14 protein-coding genes are annotated in these 18132 nt (G+C 56.3%); 12 read left to right on the top strand and 2 right to left on the bottom strand.

Translation table 11 applies throughout. From position 1 onward, the window contains the following. The first annotated feature begins 105 nt into the window (after positions 1–105). Together pbpG and NYE92_RS21325 are read left to right on the top strand one after the other, a co-directional pair. A complete protein-coding gene (pbpG, locus tag NYE92_RS21320) occupies positions 106–1053 on the top strand; it encodes a D-alanyl-D-alanine endopeptidase (RefSeq protein ID WP_014593242.1) in 948 nt (315 codons plus the stop codon). 135 nt (positions 1054–1188) lie between these two features. Next, complete coding sequence (locus NYE92_RS21325; RefSeq protein ID WP_014606259.1) at positions 1189–3639, top strand: DUF3772 domain-containing protein; 2451 nt, start codon at positions 1189–1191, stop codon at positions 3637–3639. A gap of 62 nt (positions 3640–3701) precedes the next feature. Here the strand turns inward: NYE92_RS21325 and dld are convergent, their stop codons facing one another. Beyond that, the gene (gene dld, locus NYE92_RS21330) at positions 3702–5405 is read right to left on the bottom strand and encodes a D-lactate dehydrogenase (protein WP_019106157.1); all 1704 of its coding nucleotides are present in this window, start codon (positions 5403–5405) and stop codon (positions 3702–3704) included. Between the two features lie 151 nt (positions 5406–5556). Here dld and bglX point away from each other — a divergent pair, with 151 nt between their 5' ends. The 8 genes from bglX to NYE92_RS21370 all read left to right on the top strand — a co-directional run bounded on the left by bglX (position 5557) and on the right by NYE92_RS21370 (position 15843). Next, complete coding sequence (gene bglX / locus NYE92_RS21335) at positions 5557–7854, top strand: beta-glucosidase BglX (protein ID WP_259019417.1); 2298 nt, start codon at positions 5557–5559, stop codon at positions 7852–7854. 195 nt (positions 7855–8049) lie between these two features. Further along, positions 8050–9156, top strand: a complete 1107-nt coding sequence (locus NYE92_RS21340) for a suppressor of fused domain protein (RefSeq protein ID WP_259019418.1) — start codon at positions 8050–8052, stop codon at positions 9154–9156. A 178-nt stretch (positions 9157–9334) separates the two neighbouring features. Next, complete coding sequence (locus NYE92_RS21345; protein WP_026021034.1) at positions 9335–11230, top strand: methyl-accepting chemotaxis protein; 1896 nt, start codon at positions 9335–9337, stop codon at positions 11228–11230. Between the two features lie 148 nt (positions 11231–11378). Next, positions 11379–11912 carry an isopentenyl-diphosphate Delta-isomerase gene (idi, locus tag NYE92_RS21350; protein WP_014593247.1) on the top strand — a complete coding sequence of 178 codons (534 nt, stop codon included), beginning with the start codon at positions 11379–11381 and terminating at the stop codon, positions 11910–11912. Between the two features lie 235 nt (positions 11913–12147). Continuing rightward, complete coding sequence (locus tag NYE92_RS21355) at positions 12148–13005, top strand: ABC transporter substrate-binding protein (protein WP_085980253.1); 858 nt, start codon at positions 12148–12150, stop codon at positions 13003–13005. A gap of 3 nt (positions 13006–13008) precedes the next feature. After that, complete coding sequence (locus NYE92_RS21360) at positions 13009–14190, top strand: ABC transporter permease (protein ID WP_015700702.1); 1182 nt, start codon at positions 13009–13011, stop codon at positions 14188–14190. Beyond that, positions 14177–15124, top strand: a complete 948-nt coding sequence (locus NYE92_RS21365) for an ABC transporter ATP-binding protein (protein WP_015700701.1) — start codon at positions 14177–14179, stop codon at positions 15122–15124. The genes NYE92_RS21360 and NYE92_RS21365 overlap by 14 nt, the downstream gene beginning before the upstream one ends. Further along, entirely contained in the window at positions 15112–15843 is a 732-nt protein-coding gene (locus NYE92_RS21370) for an ABC transporter permease (RefSeq protein ID WP_013025141.1), read from the top strand. Before NYE92_RS21365 ends, NYE92_RS21370 begins: the two co-directional genes overlap by 13 nt. Positions 15844–16015: 172 nt before the next feature. Here the strand turns inward: NYE92_RS21370 and NYE92_RS21380 are convergent, their stop codons facing one another. After that, complete coding sequence (locus NYE92_RS21380) at positions 16016–16750, bottom strand: MerR family transcriptional regulator (protein WP_013025143.1); 735 nt, start codon at positions 16748–16750, stop codon at positions 16016–16018. A gap of 149 nt (positions 16751–16899) precedes the next feature. On the opposite strand from NYE92_RS21380, the gene NYE92_RS21385 reads away from it, so the two are divergent. Both NYE92_RS21385 and NYE92_RS21390 read left to right on the top strand, forming a co-directional pair. Continuing rightward, positions 16900–17463: a helix-turn-helix domain-containing protein gene (locus NYE92_RS21385; RefSeq protein WP_042677159.1), complete on the top strand. Its 564-nt coding sequence runs from the start codon at positions 16900–16902 to the stop codon at positions 17461–17463. Then, the gene (locus NYE92_RS21390) at positions 17460–17990 is read left to right on the top strand and encodes a GNAT family N-acetyltransferase (RefSeq protein ID WP_014593251.1); all 531 of its coding nucleotides are present in this window, start codon (positions 17460–17462) and stop codon (positions 17988–17990) included. The genes NYE92_RS21385 and NYE92_RS21390 overlap by 4 nt, the downstream gene beginning before the upstream one ends. The last annotated feature ends 142 nt before the right edge of the window (positions 17991–18132 follow it).

An 18132-nucleotide genomic window follows, 5' to 3' on the forward strand; every position in this document is an offset into this window, starting at 1 on the left:
ACCGCTTCAGAGTATGATGCTGCGGCCAGCCCGCGCACTGCCTGCTCAGTCGTCGGCGGCCTGTGTTTACACAGCGCACAATCTTAACCGGGTCTTTTTTTCACGATGCCTGCAAAAATTCGCTTTTCACTGTTAACGCTGGCGCTGCTCGTTTCCGGGCAGGTTGTTTCCCTTCCAGCACAGGCGACCACGACGCTGTCGCAAATGGCGCCCATTGCTCAGCCGCAAATTGCCTCAGGCAGCGCCCTGATCGTCGATCTGACGAGCGGGAAAACGTTATTTTCCAGTCACCCTGACCGGGTGCGGCCGATTGCCTCGATCACCAAGTTGATGACGGCAATGGTGGTACTGGATGCGCATCAGCCGATGAACGAGATGGTCACGGTTGATATCAGTCAGACGCCAGAGATGCGCGGCGTGTTTTCACGCGTGAAGCTTAACAGCCAGATAAGCCGTCGGAGCATGCTGATGCTGGCGCTGATGTCATCTGAAAACCGCGCGGCGGCCAGCCTGGCCCATGCGTATCCCGGCGGATATAACGCCTTTATTAAGGCGATGAATGCTAAGGCGCGTGCGCTGGGCATGAACCATACCCATTACGTTGAACCTACCGGTCTCTCCATTCAGAACGTCTCCAGCGCAGAAGATTTGGTGAAGCTGTTAAAAGCCACGCGCGAATATCCCCTGTTGGGCGAGCTGAGCACGACCAAAGAAGAAACCGCCGTATTTACCCATCCCAGCTACGCGCTGCCGTTCCGCAATACCAATCATCTGGTGTATAAGAATGGCTGGCACATTCAGTTGACCAAAACGGGCTATACCGATGAAGCGGGACATTGCCTGGTCATGCGCACCATGATTAAAAACCGCCCGGTGGCACTGGTGGTGCTGGATGCATTTGGTAAATATACCCATTTTGCCGATGCTAACCGTCTGCGCGACTGGCTGGAAACGGGCAAAGCGGCGCCGGTTCCGGCGGCCGCGCTGGCCTATAAAAAACAGAAAGCAGGTCAGGTTGCCAGCAACGCTGCCAGCGGTTCTGAAGTAGAGTAATATCCCGTCGGGCTGCCGCGGGCGGCCCGACCAATATTGATCGGTATTCCTATAGTTTCACGCCAGGCGAAAACTTAAACTACCCGCAAATGGCGAGGGTGATTCGCCTGATTACTGTGCCGGAATCTCATTCATATGCTCACGTTACGATCCTTTATTGTTCTGATTTTTTTAGCATTGTTCACCGCCGTTCCCACCCTGAGCGTCGCCGCAGACGATCCGGCTCAGGCCACCACTACCCAGCAGCCTGACGACAAGCCGAAAGTGAACGCCTCGGTCGAGCTGCCCAAGATGCAGAAAATCCTCGACAAAATTAAAAGTCAGGTTTCCGTTGAAAGCGATGAAAATAAGCTGAGTCGGCTGAATGAAATGGCGCTGGAGCTGTCAGGCAATACGGATACGCTGGCCCAGGCGTTGCAGCCTGACCGTCAGCAGCTTGAGGCCCAGCTGGCCGTGCTTGGCCCAGCCCCCAAACCGGAAAGCGGCGTCAAAGAGACGGCAGACGTCACGCGCAAACGTAGCGCGCTGGAAAGTCAGAAAAGTAAGCTCGACGATCAGATTAAGCAGGCGGAGGGCATTAAAAACAGCGCCCTGATGCTGTCATCGCAAATCGTCAATCTGCGCCGCGATCAGTTGAAAAACAAACTGGCGCTTAACTCTGGCAGCATTTTAGGGCCACGTTTCTGGTCGCCGGTATTCAGCAGTCAGGATCTTGATGATGAGAAGATTGGCGATTTCTTAAATGAGCTGAAAGATACCGCTGCGCTGTCCTGGGAGTCAGGCTGGCGTCTGGGTACGCTAGGCTGGTTGCTGGCCGCCGTGCTGGTGATGACGTTGGGACGCCGCTATGGCGAAGAATTTTTAGCCTGGGTCAGCATTAATAAACTGCCGGAAGGACGCCTGCGCCGCAGCTTTCTGGCGACGGCCGTGGCCCTGACCAGCCTGGTGGCGGTGGTGTTGACCTTTGCCTTTATTTCCCAGGCCTTTACCCGCCGCGATGAAGTTTCCAGCGACGTGCAGGACTTTATTTATCGTCTGGTCGAATTAAGCGTTTATTGTGGTTTGATTGCCGGGCTCGGGCGGGCATTTTTGTCCACGCGTCGGCCAAGCTGGCGTTTACCCACCATCTCGAACGAGGTGGCGCTGGCCCTGAAACCTTTCCCACCTATCACCGCCTTGCTGGTGTTTATTTTCCAGACGGTAGAGTCCTTTAACTACACCGCCGGGACCAGCCTGAATACCAGTATCTTTGCTAACGGCCTGACGGCATTGCTGATCGGCAGCACGGCGCTGGCAATCAGCATGCGCACCAAGCGCGTTCGTCGGCGTCTGGCGCAGGAAGGCACGCCGCCGGAAGCGCGCTCAACGCTGGTCGGGCTGATTCAGATGGCCCTGACGCTGACGTCGCTGACGATTCTGGCTTCGCTGGTGATTGGTTACGTCACCCTGGCGCGTTTTTTAAGCTACGAGCTGGTGTGGTGTGGCATTTTGTTTGGTTCGTTTTACATACTCAGTCATTTGATTAACGACGGCTGTGAAAGCCTTTTCTCTGTCAATAATACGACGGGCAAGCGTATTCAGGGCTCGCTAAACATTGATGAGCGACATCTGCAGCAGGTCGCCACCATTCTTGCGGCGATCGGTAAAACCTTGCTGATCATGTTTGTCGCGCTGGCACTGCTTAACGGCACCTTTGCCTCTTCAACACCGATTGAGCTGCTGCAAAAGGCGATTGAGTTCTGGGGCGGTAAGGGCCTTGAATCCCTGAATATTGTCCCGGCGCACCTGGTTAACGCGCTGCTGTGCCTGATCGTCGGCATTTACATCCTTCGCTCGGTACGTCGCTGGCTCGATAACGACTTCCTGCCAAAGACCACGATGGACAGTGGCATGCGCATGTCATTGGTGACGCTGTTCAGCAACGTCGGCTATGTCCTGATTATTTTGCTGACGCTGTCGATTATGGGGCTGCAGTGGAACAAGCTGGCCTGGATCGTCAGCGCCCTGTCGGTCGGTATCGGTTTCGGCCTGCAGGAAATCGTTAAAAACTTTATTTCCGGTCTGATTTTGCTGACTGAACGTCCGGTCAAAGTCGGGGATTTGGTGACGATCAGTGGCGTTGAAGGGGATATTCGCCGCATCAACGTGCGCGCAACGGAAATCCAGCTGGGTGATAAATCCACCGTGATCGTGCCTAACTCACAGTTCATCTCTCAGAACGTACGTAATGCGACAATGGGCAATGCGCAGGGCGTGGTGACCATTAGCCTGACGTTTCCGCTGGATATCGATCCGGTACAGGTGCGGGAGATTTTGCTGAAGGTCTATGAGGAAAACGAGCGTATTCTGGAGAACCCGGAACCCTCGGTATCCTTTAAAGATCTTACCGCCCAGGGCATCGTGCTGAGCGTCACCGGCAACGTTGCCAGTCAGCGCCAGATCGCGGGCGCGAAGAGCGATCTACTGTTCGATATTCTGACCCGCTTGCGTAAAGAGGGCATTGTGCTGTCCACGCCGCAGACCATGATTATTGAGCGCCGTCAGCTGGTTTCTTCTGATGCGGTAACCGAAGAACCTCCTCGCTAAATAAACGGGCGGTCATTTTCGCTGGCCGCCCGTTTTACTCTGTTCAGGTGCGACGTGCCCAGTCAGGGCTGTTTTACCGCCCAGCCTTTTAGCTTACTGGTTTTACCGATGCCCGGATTAAAGCTGTTGGTGGGATCGAGCTTGCGGTAAAACGCGGTGAGCTGTGGCTGGGCCTGATACAGATGCCCGACATTATGCTCTGCCGGATATTCCGCCCCGCGGCTGTGCAAAATCGCCAGCATCTTTTCTTTCAGCGCATGAACATCCACGCCTTTTTTCACAATGTAATCCTGATGGAAGACATGGCAGAAGAAGTGCCCGTAATATAGGCGATGGCTTATCGACTGGGTAATCTCATCAGGCAGGCTCTCAAACCACGCTTTATCATTGCGACGCAACGCAATATCCAGCGCCAGAATATCTTCTACCTCATCCGCATGAACGGCGTGATAGCGCACTGCCGCGCCCGCGGCCGCAAAGCGATGCAGAAAGGCATGCGCACCTTCTTTTCCTTCGCATTCAAAAAACTCGCCGCCGCCCTCACGAAAAAACTCACGCAGATAGTCACGCGCCTCCGCAATGCCATCACCCGACATTTTCAGCATTAAATGGTGTTGGTATTTATCACGATACTGTTTCATGCGTTTGGGAAGATGGGCGGGGAAGAGGCGACTGACGCGCTGCAGCAGTCGGTCGCTCAGATGCGGTTTGATAAACGACAGTTTGTTCAACCAGCCATCGACCCGGCCCTTGAGACTGAAAAACAGCGGCATCTTATCGGTGCCAAGCTTGTCGATCATCAGGAAGGTGTCTTTGCCATAGACTTCGGCGATGTCGTAGATATCCCGATGCATATATTCCGCGGCCACGGGCAGATTGTTGAAATTCGCCAGCATATGGCAGCGCAGGTCACCCAGTACCGAGGCATCATTGGTGCCGATATAAAACACCTGCTGTTGCGGTTCGCGCGCAAACGTATCCAGGCGCACCGCAAATACCGCCAGCTTGCCTGCGCAGCCCGACGCTTCAAACAGGCGGCGGGCATCGGCGTTAAAACGGGCGGGCGTATCGGCATCAACATCACGCACCCGTTCGGCGTAGTCGTGATCGGAGGCATGACGGCCGTCATGCAGCACATCCCCGGGCTGCCAGCGATCATCATCCAGCCGCCCCAGAATCTCTTCCGGCGTGGTGCCAAGCTCAATACCAAGGTGGTTAACCAACTTCAGCCGTCCCTGGGCATCAATCTGGGCAAACAACGCCATCTCACTGTAGGCCGGGCCACGTTTAATCAGTGAACCGCCGGAGTTGTTGCAGATGCCACCCAGCACCGACGCGCCAATGCAGGATGATCCAATAACGGAATGCGGCTCGCGGCCCAGCGGCGCGAGGATTTTTTCCAGCTGATACAGCGTACTCCCCGGAAAGGCCAGCACCTGTTTGCCGTTGTCGATCAGCTGTAGCTTATCCAGCCTCAGGGTACTGACAATGACCAGCGGGCGATCGTAGTCGTTACCCTGCGGCGTTGAGCCTTCGGTGAGGCCGGTGTTCGCCGCCTGCATCAGAATAATGGCATCGGCAGTCACCAGCGTTTGCAGGACGCGCCACAGTTCCAGCAGCGTCGCGGGAAAGACGACCGCCAGCGCGTCTCCCTCACCGGAACGGAAGCCTTTACGATAGCGGGCGGTATGGGCGGCCTCGGTCAGTACGTTACCAGAGCCGACCTGGCGGCGGAGATCGGCGATCAGGGCAGAAGGTGTCATCATGGGCAATTCCCTTGTCTTATGCATGCGTCATTACTGTAGCACGTGAGTTGCGTCGGGCGCAGTGTGATAGCCGCAGGTGACATGCTATGCTCTGAAGATGGCATTCTGCATTTAGTCGATATTGCGCAGTTACTTAAGAGAACCCAACCTGATGAAATGGATTTGCTCTGTTAGCCTCGCTGTTTCCCTTGCTCTGCAACCTGCATTTGCCGGGGAGCCCACCGTTCACCATCCCATGACCGAACAGGCGCGTGATGCCTACGTGAACAACCTGCTGAAAAAAATGACGCTGGACGAGAAAATCGGCCAGTTACGTTTAATCAGCGTGGGCCCGGATACGCCAAAAGAAGCCGTACGTGAGATGATCCACAAAGGTCAGGTTGGCGCCATTTTTAATACCGTGACGCGTCAGGATATTCGCGCGATGCAGGACCAGGTGATGCAGCTAAGCCGCCTGAAAATTCCGCTGTTTTTTGCCTATGACGTGGTACACGGGCAGCGAACGATTTTCCCGATTCCCTTAGCGCTGGCATCCAGCTGGGATCTCGACGCCGTCAATGAAGTGGGGCGCATTTCTGCCTATGAAGCGGCGGACGATGGGTTAAATATGACCTGGGCACCGATGGTCGACGTCAGCCGTGAACCGCGCTGGGGCCGCGTGTCTGAAGGGTTCGGCGAGGACACCTATTTAACCTCTGCCATGGGACGCACCATGGTGCAGGCGATGCAGGGCAAAAGCCCCGCAGACCGTTACAACATTATGACCAGCGTGAAACACTTTGCGCTCTATGGCGCGGTGGAAGGCGGACGCGATTACAACACCGTGGATATGAGCCCACAGCGCATGTTCCAGGACTACCTGCCGCCGTATAAAGCCTCGCTGGATGCCGGCAGCGGCGGCGTAATGGTCGCGCTGAATTCCATTAATGGCGTGCCCGCGACGGCCGACAGCTGGCTGCTGAAAGATCTGCTGCGTCATGAATGGAAATTCAAAGGAATAACCATCAGCGATCACGGGGCGATTAAAGAGCTGATCAAGCACGGTGTGGCGAGCGATCCCCAGGATGCCGTGCATATTGCCATTAAGTCTGGCGTAGATATGAGTATGAGCGATGAATACTACAGCCAGTATTTACCCGACCTGGTGAAGCGCGGCATCGTCAGCAAAACCGAAATCGATGATGCGGCCCGGCACGTGCTCAATGTGAAATACGATATGGGGCTGTTTAACGATCCCTACAGTCATCTTGGCCCGAAAGAGAGCGATCCGCAGGATACTAACGCCGAAAGCCGCTTACACCGCCCGGAAGCCCGCGATGTGGCCCGCAAGAGTATGGTGCTGCTGAAAAACCGCCTTGATACCTTACCGCTGAAGAAATCTGGCACCATTGCCTTGATTGGACCGCTTGCCGACAGCCAGCGTGACGTCATGGGCAGCTGGTCGGCGGCGGGCGTCGCCAAACAGTCGGTTTCCCTGCTGCAGGGCATGAAAAACGCCACCGAAGGCAAAGCCACGCTGCTGTACGCCAAAGGCGCGAACGTGTCAGATAACAAAGGCATTCAGGACTTCCTCAACATGTATGAACCGGCCGTGGCGGTCGATCCGCGTTCGCCGCAGGCAATGATTGATGAGGCGGTCGAGAAAGCGAAGCAGGCCGATGTCATCGTGGCGGCGGTAGGGGAAGCGCAGGGCATGGCGCACGAGGCGTCCAGCCGCAGTAATCTGATGATCCCGCCTTCGCAACAGAAGCTGTTAGCCGCGCTGAAAGCGACAGGCAAGCCGCTGGTGATTGTGCTGATGAATGGTCGCCCATTGACGCTGGTTGATGAAGACAGAATGGCCGATGCCATGCTGGAAACCTGGTTCAGCGGAACAGAAGGGGGCAATGCTATCGCGGATGTGCTGTTTGGCGATTACAACCCATCGGGTAAACTGCCGATGTCCTTCCCCCGTTCCGTGGGTCAGATTCCCATCTATTACAACCATTTACCGACAGGCCGCCCGTACAATTTTGCCAAGCCCAACAAGTACACATCGCACTACTACGATGCGGAAAACGGCCCGCTTTACCCGTTTGGTTATGGCCTGAGCTACACCACGTTCACCGTATCGCCAGTCACGCTTTCATCAGAAACGATGGCGCATAACGGCAGTATCGAAGCCAGCGTAACCGTAACGAACAGCGGCAAAGTGGACGGTGCCACGGTGGTACAGCTCTATCTTAACGATCCCGCTGCCAGCATCAGCCGTCCGGTAAAAGAGCTGCATGGCTTCAAGCGCATCATGCTCAAAGCCGGTGAATCTCAGCAGGTGACCTTTAAGATTGATGTGGATGCGCTGAAGTTCTGGAACCAGCAGATGAAGCACGTTGCCGAACCGGGTAAATTTAACGTCATGATTGGTCTGGACTCAGTCCGCACGCAAAACACCCAGTTCACCTATCAGTAAACCTCAGACGGACCTGGTTGCAGGTTCCTGCTGATGTCACCGCTTCCCCGTTCGGGGAGGCGGGTTTATCCTCCGTTCCTGCCTTCTGCCTTCATCGATTCACTTTGAGAGTTTTACCCTTGCCTGTCGTGGCAGCAGACGTGATCCTGCTCTATCCTCGGGGAAAATGGATTCCTCAAGTACTGTCGAGGCGCTATGACGTATCAATCACTGATTGCTGAAGTCCACAATCAGCAGCGCACCCTGACGGCAATTGTCGAACAGGATGCGCGGACTGCTTATTTCTATATCTGGCCAACCGATCTGTTTCGTAGCCAGTTTGCGGTGCGTGGCTGCTGGTTACGAAACCTGCTCCCTGCGCCGGTTCAGGAAGATCACCAGGCGATGGAACAGGGCATTGCCCCCCTGCTGAGTGCAGAATACTGCCGTAATCTGGAAGCTGAACCGCCGCTGGATCCCGCAGGTCTGCAAATTCTCTGGGAACCCGGAGATGCGGGAGCGGCACTGTGGTACTACGGGCAACTTCTTGCCGTGATTCCTGGTTGGAGCCTTTACCAGGATAAACAGGTCAGTTTCTCCGCCGGTTGTATCAAAAAAAACCGTCTGACCGCGCCGCTCGGTTCAGCCTCGACCAATCATTACTATGCCCTTGCCGAACAGCAGCGCCAGTTCTGGCGTGAATGGCATGACGGCAGCCAATGGGACAAGGTGCAACAGGACTTGCTGGCCTGTTATCAGGCGCAGTTTGGCGAGTCGGTCAAATACTACGCGATCGATCAGGGCAACTGGCCGCCCATGGCGCTCTCTCAGCACTACCATAACGGCATCTGGTACTTTCTGACCCTGGGCATGAGCATTCGCCCCATGCCGCAGGTTGATTTTCTGTTCGATGAGCTGGCCCCGCAGTACCGCCGGGCAGAGTTGGCGATGGCGGTCGATGGCGAAGTCATGACAGAAAGCAATGCGGTCCAGATGGCCAGCGCGCTGGCTGAATTTGTCCATTTGCCGTGGGCGCGGCTGACCTGGCTGGGTGAAGGCCATACGCTGGCCTCAGAGGTGGCACCGGTGGGATTCGAAAGCTACCTGTTAGCCAACGAGCTGGCCCCGGAACAGACCCAGTTCGCGCTGCCGAGACAGGATGGCGACAGGCCCACGCTGCTGTGGGCCACGCCGGTAACCGAAGCGGAACGGCAATTTGCCCAGAGCGAAGCCCAGGGCGGGCAGCATCTGCTTGAACGGCTCACCGCCGGGGGAAATACGCACATATTTCGACCGCGTGAACAGGTCGTGAACACAGAATAAACGCCGGAGACAGGGCGATTTTTCCGCCTGGTGGAAAAAGTTACTGACCTGGCGTAACTAAATATCTTTATTGTTAAAAGACTTGTTAAATTTGTGATCTGGTCTACTCAAGTTCCCCCTTGCCGTGCCGTTAACCCCGATCAGGCAATAGCGCCACAAAAGGTCCAGGGGAACAATGATGTTAAAGACCACGCAATCCCGCTTCACAGCAACGCTTATCGGTTTTTTTGTTGCGCTAGTGTTGGTCACTATTTGGGTGATCAACCAGTTTGTCGCGCCTCAGTTGGTAGACAATGAAAGCCGCCTGATTCGCTATCAGGTGGATTCGCTGGCAACCGGCATCGTTGAGCAAATGAACCGTGTTCAGGCACAGCAACGTGCCATTACCGAGGCCGCCTCGGTCATCGACAGCGCCGCCATCGACACCTTATTACCTGCACTGGTCAACCAGTATCAGGACAGTAACGTTTTCGGTGGCGGTATCTGGCCTTTACCCCATCGTCGCGAGGCGGGTAAAGAGAAAGACAGCAGCTTTTTTGCACGTGACGCCAGCAACAAGCTCCAGGTTAACACCTACTGGAACTCTGAAGCCGCGGACAAATACTGGGAGCAGCCCTGGTATAAAGACGGCATGGCCGCGCCGAAAGGGCAGTGCGCCTGGGCTAAAGCTTATCAGGATGCCGCCAGCCCACAGCCGCGTACCAACTGTGCCATGGCAATCTACCGCGACGGGACAGTCTGGGGCGTTTCCACCATCGACGTTACGCTGGGTTTCTTCAACCAACTGGCTAAAAAGATGGGCGAGGCGATTCATGGAGACGTCCTGATCGTTGAGTCCGACGGCAAAGTCGTGGGTAACGCGGCGCTGGTTAACGGCACGCCGAAACTCGAAAACCTGAGCGATCTGCAAAATCCTATGGCTGCGCCGCTGAAAGCGATGCTTGCCAGTGCGGGGACAAAGTCCGCAGAGTCAACCTATAGCAGCAACGATGGCGAGCAAACGCTGTTTCTGCAGGCTATTCCGGGCAGCCCGTGGTATCTGGCCAGTAGCGTACCGTCCAGCCTGCTGAAAGCCCAGTCCCACAATATGCTGATGCGCCTGGGTTTGGTGCAGATCCCTCTGGCCATTATTCTGTTGCTGGTCATGCTGGGTTTCATGCGCGCCATGATGAAGCGTTTGAGCATGCTCAACCAAAATATCGAAGCGCTGTCGACAGGGGGCGCGGATCTCACGCAGCGTCTGCCAGCCAGTAACAGCCCGGAATTTAACGCCGTTGCACAGAGCTTTAACCACTTTATCAGCTATCTGCAGGGGTTAATGCAGCAGGTCGGCAGCAGCGCCCTGGCCATCTCTGCGGCGTCGCGTGAAATTGCCAGCGGCAACACCAACCTCTCCTCGCGCACGGAAGAGCAGGCCAGCTCGATTGTTGAAACGGCGGCTTCTATGGAGCAACTGACCGGCACCGTACGCCAGAACGCCGACAACGCAACGCATGCGAACCAGCTGGCGGGTGAGGCTTCTAAAGTGGCGTCGCGCGGAACGGAAGTGGTTCGTCAGGTGGTGAGCACGATGGGCGAAATTCACCACTCTTCGCGTAAAGTCGTCGATATCATCAGCGTGATCGACAGCATTGCCTTCCAGACCAATATCCTGGCACTCAACGCCGCCGTTGAAGCCGCGCGTGCTGGCGAGCAGGGCCGTGGTTTTGCCGTGGTCGCCTCGGAGGTGCGTAATCTGGCGCAGCGTTCGGCCAACTCCGCACGTGAAATCAAAAAACTGATCGAAGAGTCGGTCGCGAATATCGATGCAGGCAGTCAGCTGGTCGAACAGGCAGGACAAACCATGGACGAGCTGGTGCAGGGCGTGAGCAGCGTCACTACGCTAATGAGCGAGATCATGGCCGCCAGTCGTGAGCAGAGCATGGGCATCGAACAGGTTAACGTTGCCATTACTCAGCTTGACGGCACCACGCAGCAGAACGCCGTCTTAGTGGAAGAGGTCTCCTCTGCCGCGCAGGCGATGGAAGCCCAGAGTCTGCAACTGGAACAGGTTGTACAAAGCTTCAAACTGTAATTCACAGTCAGGCCAGCGCCCGCTGGCCTGACGTTTTCGACGATCGCCATTGCCGTCTGACAGATTTGTGCATAAACAGCACAATTTTATCCCCTCAACCTCCCCAATCTTGTGCCAGAATAATGAGGAATACACTCAAGGAATCCTCATGTCTGCTATTGAAGTTATCCTCGTCGACCATCTTGATCGTCCCACCGGCAAAATGGAAAAGTTGGAAGTGCATGAAAAAGGATTACTGCACCGCGCTGTCACGGTGTACGTTTTTAACACCCGGCAGGAGCTGCTGCTCCAGCGTCGCGCCAGTGACAAATATCACTGCGGCGGATTATGGAGCAATACCTGCTGCGGTCATCCTTATCCTCATGAATCGACTAAAGAGGCGGCCGAACGCCGTCTGCGCGAAGAAATGGGCATGATCCTGTCGCTGACGCCTGTTTTCGAACTGAGCTATAACCTGCCGCTCAGTAATGGCCTGACAGAGCACGAGTACGGCCATGTCTTTTTTGCCGTGAGCGACGCGCTGCCCGTGCTTAACCCGCAGGAGGCGGATGCATTTGACTACCGCTCAATGCAGGATATTGCCCAGCAAATGCAGCAGCAGCCCCAGCAGTTTACGCCCTGGTTCCTTCATACGTTTCCCCGTATTCCTGCCTGTCTCGACAGTTTCACTTTCCCGGCTTAATCACCGAGCCCTGGCCGATGCGGTCAGGGTTAGCCGCATCTGATTTCAGGACAAAACAGATCGCGGAATGCGATTGCCAGGCTACGCTTTTATTGCAACCTCTAAAACGGTGGGCGTGCCTGTCAGGTTATCCCTACGGCCAACCGTACTTCCAGATAAATACATCAATAAGGAAAGCATCATGGCAAACATTCGCGGTTTGGCCGGCATCAGCCTTTTACTGCTGAGTCTGGGAATGGCGCACGCGGCCGACCCGGTACGTGTGGGTTCCAAGATAGATACTGAAGGCTCACTGCTGGGCAATGTCATCCTGCTGGTGCTGGAAAAGCACGGCGTCAAGACCGTAAACAAAATCCAGCTGGGGGCAACCCAGGTGGTGCGGGGCGCCATCACCGCGGGCGAACTGGATATCTACCCGGAATACACCGGCAACGGAGCCTTCTTTTTTAATGACGAAAAAGACAGTGCCTGGAAGCATGCCCGCGAAGGCTATGAAAAAGTGAAAAAACTTGATGCCGAAAAAAATCACCTCGTGTGGCTGACGCCCGCGCCGGCGAACAACACCTGGACCATCGCGGTCCGTAACGACGTCGCGGAGAAAAATCACCTTAACTCCCTTGACGATCTCAGCGCCTATCTGAAAAAAGGGGGCACGTTCAAGCTGGCTGCCTCTGCGGAATTTATCGAACGCAGTGATGCGCTTCCCGCATTCGAAAAAGCCTATGGCTTTACGTTAAAACAGGATCAGCTGTTATCGTTGGCCGGGGGCGATACCGCCGTGACTATCGGCGCAGCCGCGCAGCAAACGTCAGGCGTCAACGCCGCCATGGCTTACGGTACGGATGGCCCGGTTGCCGCGTTAGGCCTGAAAACGCTCAGCGACCCAAAAGGCGTTCAGCCCATTTATGCGCCTGCGCCAGTAGTGCGTGAAGCGGTTCTCCAGGCTTATCCGCAAATGGCTGCATGGCTTAAACCCGTTTTCAGTGCGCTGGATGAAAAGACATTGCAGCAGCTCAACGCCAAAATTGCCGTTGAAGGGCAGGACGCCAGCAGCGTGGCGAAAGCGTGGTTAGAACAGAAAAAGCTGCTGTAACCGATGTGGCTATCGCGGGAGGCGATATCCCGGCCTCGACAGCAGCCGGTGGCGCTGGTACTGATTATGTTACTGAGCCTGACGTCAGGCTGCCTGCCGTTTGTCAGCTTTGCGGCTAATCGTCTGGTTGCCGGCCAGCCGGTGATGCTCTGGCAAATGGCGCACGGCATGGCGCTTCTGCCCCCGCTGGCGTTGCTGTGGTTACTGCTGTGGGCCAGACCGACGGGGTTTCGCTACACGTTGCAGTTAATAAGCGCCGGGCTGGTGCTGGCGGTCATGATCTGGCTCAGCGGCGACCAGGCCAGGGTGCTGGCCGGGCAGGGCAGCCGACTGGCGCGAACCAGCTTTGCGAGCGGCATGTGGTGCGGCAGCGCGCTGACGCTACTTTTGATCACCGATACCGCGCGTGCGCTCACCCGCCGCAGGCTGTGGCAACTGGTGCTGAATCTGCTGGTATGGATCCTTCCCCTCTGGCTGCTGTTCAGCGGCCAGCTGGACGACCTGTCGTTACTGAAAGAATATGCCAACCGCCAGTCGGTCTTTGATGCGGCCTTATTGCGTCATCTGACGCTACTGGCCGCCACCGTCCTGCCTGCTTTACTGATTGCTTTCCCGCTGGGCATCGTGCTTTACCGGCGATCCGGCTGGCAAAGCAGCGTCTTCGGCGTGCTGAATGTGGTTCAGACGGTGCCCTCCGTGGCGCTGTTTGGCTTACTCATTGCCCCACTGGCGGGGCTGGCAAAACGCTTTCCCTGGGCAGGTGCATGGGGCATCAGCGGCATTGGCATGGCGCCCGCGCTGATCGCGCTGGTGTTGTATGCCCTGTTGCCGCTGGTGCGCAGCGTGGTAACCGGACTGCAGCAGGTGCCGCCAGACGTGCGCGAAAGTGCGCGCGGCATGGGGCTGAGCGGCAGGCAGCAGTTTTTCGCCGTGGAGGTGCCGCTGGCCTTGCCGGTGTGGTTGTCGGGCATACGGGTTGTGGTGGTGCAGACACTGGGCATGGCCGTGGTGGCGGCGCTGATCGGCGCAGGCGGATTCGGCGCGATTATTTTCCAGGGGCTGCTGAGCAACGCGCTGGACTTAGTGCTGTTAGGCGTGATCCCGGTGATTGCGATGGCGGTGACTTTGGATGCGTTATTCCGCTTGTTGATTTCCCTGCTGGAGAGAAAAGATGATTCAGTTTGATGGCGTCACCCGGTTCTTTGCGGGTAAAGCCGCGGTTAAAAACCTGTCGCTGACCATCGCAAAAGGAACCTTTACCGTGCTGCTGGGCACCTCGGGCTCGGGTAAATCGACCACGCTTAAAATGATTAATCGTCTGGTGGAGTACGATGAAGGGGAAATCCGCTTTGCAGGCGAATCTATTCGTCAGATGGATGCCCAGGCGCTGCGCCGCCGTACCGGCTATGCCATTCAGTCGATTGGTCTGTTTCCGCACTGGACGATTGAAAAGAATATGGCCACCGTCCCTGCTTTGCTGGGCTGGTCAAAAGCGCGCAGGCGCGAACGTATTGACGAGTTGATCGCACTGCTGAATTTGGATCCGGCATTACTTCGCCGCTATCCACATCAGCTCTCCGGGGGACAACAGCAGCGCGTTGGTGTTGCGCGGGCGCTGGCGGCGGATCCTGACGTACTGCTGATGGATGAACCCTTTGGCGCACTGGACCCGGTCACGCGCGCTGCGCTTCAGCAGGAGATGTTACGCATTCACCGTGCCTCAGGGTGCACCATCGTGCTGGTCACGCACGATATTGATGAAGCCCTGACGCTGGCCGACAATATTGTACTTATGGACGACGGTGAGATCGTTCAGCAGGGTAAACCGCTTGAATTGCTGACCCGACCAGGCAACGACTTTGTGCGTGATTTTCTGGGGCGCAGCGAGATAGGGCTGCGTCTGCTGGCGCTTGGCCAGGTGGGACGCGCAGTACGTCGTGGGGAATGGCTGGATGCCGAGCCGCTGGCGGCGACGCTGAGCCTGCGCGAAGCGTTGTCACAGTTTATCAGCCGCGGCACGGATAAACTGCCCGTCGTAGATGCGCATCAGCAACCGCTGGGCGTGCTCTACTTCAGCGATCTCCTTCATCACGCAGAGGCTCAACAATGCGACGGCTAGCCGATCCTCTGCTGTGGCTGGTCCTGTTTTATCTCAGCCTGCTGGCGGCCATGCCCTACAGCGGCCCCGTGTTTGCCGCCTGGTTTCCCGATCTGGCCCGCCCGCTTTATCAGCAGGACAGTTTCTGGCAGCTCACCCTAGCACATCTTTTTCTGGTGGTAACCGCCAGCCTGATGGCGGTTGTTATCGGCGTCGGCAGCGGTGTGCTGGTCACTCGCCCTGCGGGACGGGCTTTTCGCCCGTTGTTGGAAACCATCGCCGCCGCCGGTCAGACGATCCCGCCGGTGGCGGTGCTGGCGATAGCCGTGCCTGTCATGGGATTCGGCGCGTGGCCTGCCGTGGTGGCATTGCTGCTTTATGGGCTGCTGCCGATTTTACAGGGCACACTGGCGGGGCTGGACAGCGTCCCGGCCAGCAGTCGAGAGATCGCCGTGGGTGTCGGCATGAGTGGCTGGCAGCGTTTGTGGCAGGTTGAGCTTGCGCTGGCGGCACCGGTGATCATTGCCGGGATACGTAACTCCGTCATCATCAATATCGGCACGGCGGCCATCGCCTCTACCGTCGGGGCAAAGAGCCTGGGCTCGCCCATCATCATCGGCCTGAGCGGCTTTAATACCGCCTATGTCATACAAGGCGCGTTGCTGGTCGGGCTGTTAGCGATCGTCAGCGATCGCCTGTTTGAACGGCTGCAGCGCCGTCTTAGCGTGAATGAACGATAAGTGAATAGCCGACCAGCATAAGTCCACTGGTGCCGCCGATAGCCATAATGGCAAACAGCGTGGCAAAAAATGTTTTTTTCCAGTTCATAACTAACCTGAGGGTGTTTACGTCAAGGCGGGGATAATAGCGCGCGCAAGGCAGCCGTCATAGTGCCGAGCGTGCGTTTTTATTTCAGTGTGCGTCGTGCAAACGTACAGAGAATCCCTGTTCCTGCCAGTGTGCCAGCTGTTCCTGCTGACGGCGCGTCAGTCTTTTACCGGTAAAAACAAACATATTCAGCCCCGGAAATAACTCGGGCCGGGGAACATCAAGCGGTTCGGCAAGCACGTCGATGCGCCAGCCGTGCTGCGACAGTCGCCATCCTTCCAGCCAGATGCGCGTGCGATCTTCAATGCCCCAGCCAATAATCAGCGCTTCTTTACCGGCTTTTTTGCGACTGCTTGCCAGACAAAAAGCCACGTAGTCGATCAGGATGCCATCCAGCAGGCTGCACATTGTCCGTGCTGTATTCTGATCCAGGCTGAGTTTCTGCCTTATGGGCATAAAAACGTGATCGATCAAGGCATCAACCGCATGTTCGCGACCAATTAAAGCGATCTTGTTGCGTAGCTTAGCCGGTCTTACATGGCGCAGTATGCTGATGAGTTCGTCCTGCATGGCGGTCCAGCCATCGTTGGAATCAACATCTCCACCTTCCAGTAGTGCTTTGACCTTGCCTACTGGTACTCCACTTTCAATCCAGCGCATGATTTCCTGGATACGCTGAACATCTTCTTCATCGAACTGTCGATGACCGCCTTCGGTACGTTGTGGTTTCAATAATCCATAACGTCGTTGCCAGGCGCGTAAGGTAACCGGATTTATGCCACAGCGTTCGGCGACATCGCCGATACTGTATAAGGTCATATTTACCTCTTTAAACTGACCTGAGTTAAAACACCATAACGAAGCCTGTTAAGTTGTACAACCAATTTTTAGATGTACAACTTGACGGCTGCGCTTAATTGTTGTTCTATCTCAATTATGAGATTTATTTTTCATAATTGAGATGAAACATGTCTTTTGATAATACGGAGCAACGCTTAGCAGCCCGCCTTGCAGAATTACGGATGAAGCAGGGTTGGTCACTTGATGAACTCTCAACCGCCACCGGCATTAGCCGGCCCACATTATCGCGTATTGAGCGTGCTGAAACCAGCCCAACGGCTGCCCTGCTTAATCGTTTGTGTGTGGCTTACAGTCTGACCATGTCGCGCCTGCTGAGCGAAGTGGAAGCGGAAAGCGATCTCCTGATCCCTCGCGAACGCCAGCCGATCTGGAACGACGAAGCCAGTGGATTTAGTCGCCGCAATGTCTCACCGCCAACCCATAATTTCCGCTGTGAGCTGATCGAAGGCACACTGCGGCCCGGCGCGCGCGTCGAATACGACGCGCCACCGCTACAGGGCATGGAACAACATATCTGGATGCAACAGGGACAGCTGACGATAACCATGGGCGCGCAGAGCTGGACCTTAGCACCCGGCGACAGCCTGCGTTTTCATCTTAGCGGCGCGTCCGCTTTTCAGGCACATCTTACTGAAGGTGCCCGCTACTTACTGGTGGTCTGCAAATCATGATGACGTATCAACAACTCAGCGCCGCTGAGGCACAACAGGTTTTACCCGAACTGGCCCAGGTCTTACAGGCCTGTGTGGCCGAGGGTGCCAGCATCGGTTTTATCGATCCTGAAAACATCAGTGTGATGACCCTTTTTTGGCAAAATCAGCTTGCCGCGCTGGAAAAAGGCCAGAGTGAACTGCTGGTTGCCCGCCAGCATGGCCGGGTGGTGGGCACCGTGATGCTCAATGACAGCGCCATGCCCAATGGAAGCCATCGGGCCGAAGTCAGTAAGCTGCTCGTACATCCGCAGGCGCGGCGGCAGGGGATAGCGCGTAGGTTAATGCAGCAGGCAGAACAGCGGGCGCATCAGAAGGGAAAACGCCTGCTGGTGCTGGACACCCGGTCCGGGGACGTGGCCAGCGATCTTTATCGCGCGCTGCACTGGCAGGTTGCGGGTGAGATTCCTGCCTATGCGCAGTCTATTGAGGGAAAACTGGACGCGACCACGGTGATGTTTAAGGTGCTGGATTCGCACGGCGGCTGAAGTACAGGCCTTCGGGCCGCCGCCTTATCCCTGCGCAACACGCGACAACACGATACGGCGGCTGTGGCCTGCTGTTGACCCGACAGCACGAGCAGGCCTTTTCTGAAGCCAGCACGAAAAAAAAGACCCGAAAGCTGACGTC

Source organism: Pantoea sp. B566 (genome assembly GCF_024793925.1).
Lineage (GTDB): Bacteria > Pseudomonadota > Gammaproteobacteria > Enterobacterales > Enterobacteriaceae > Pantoea > Pantoea ananatis.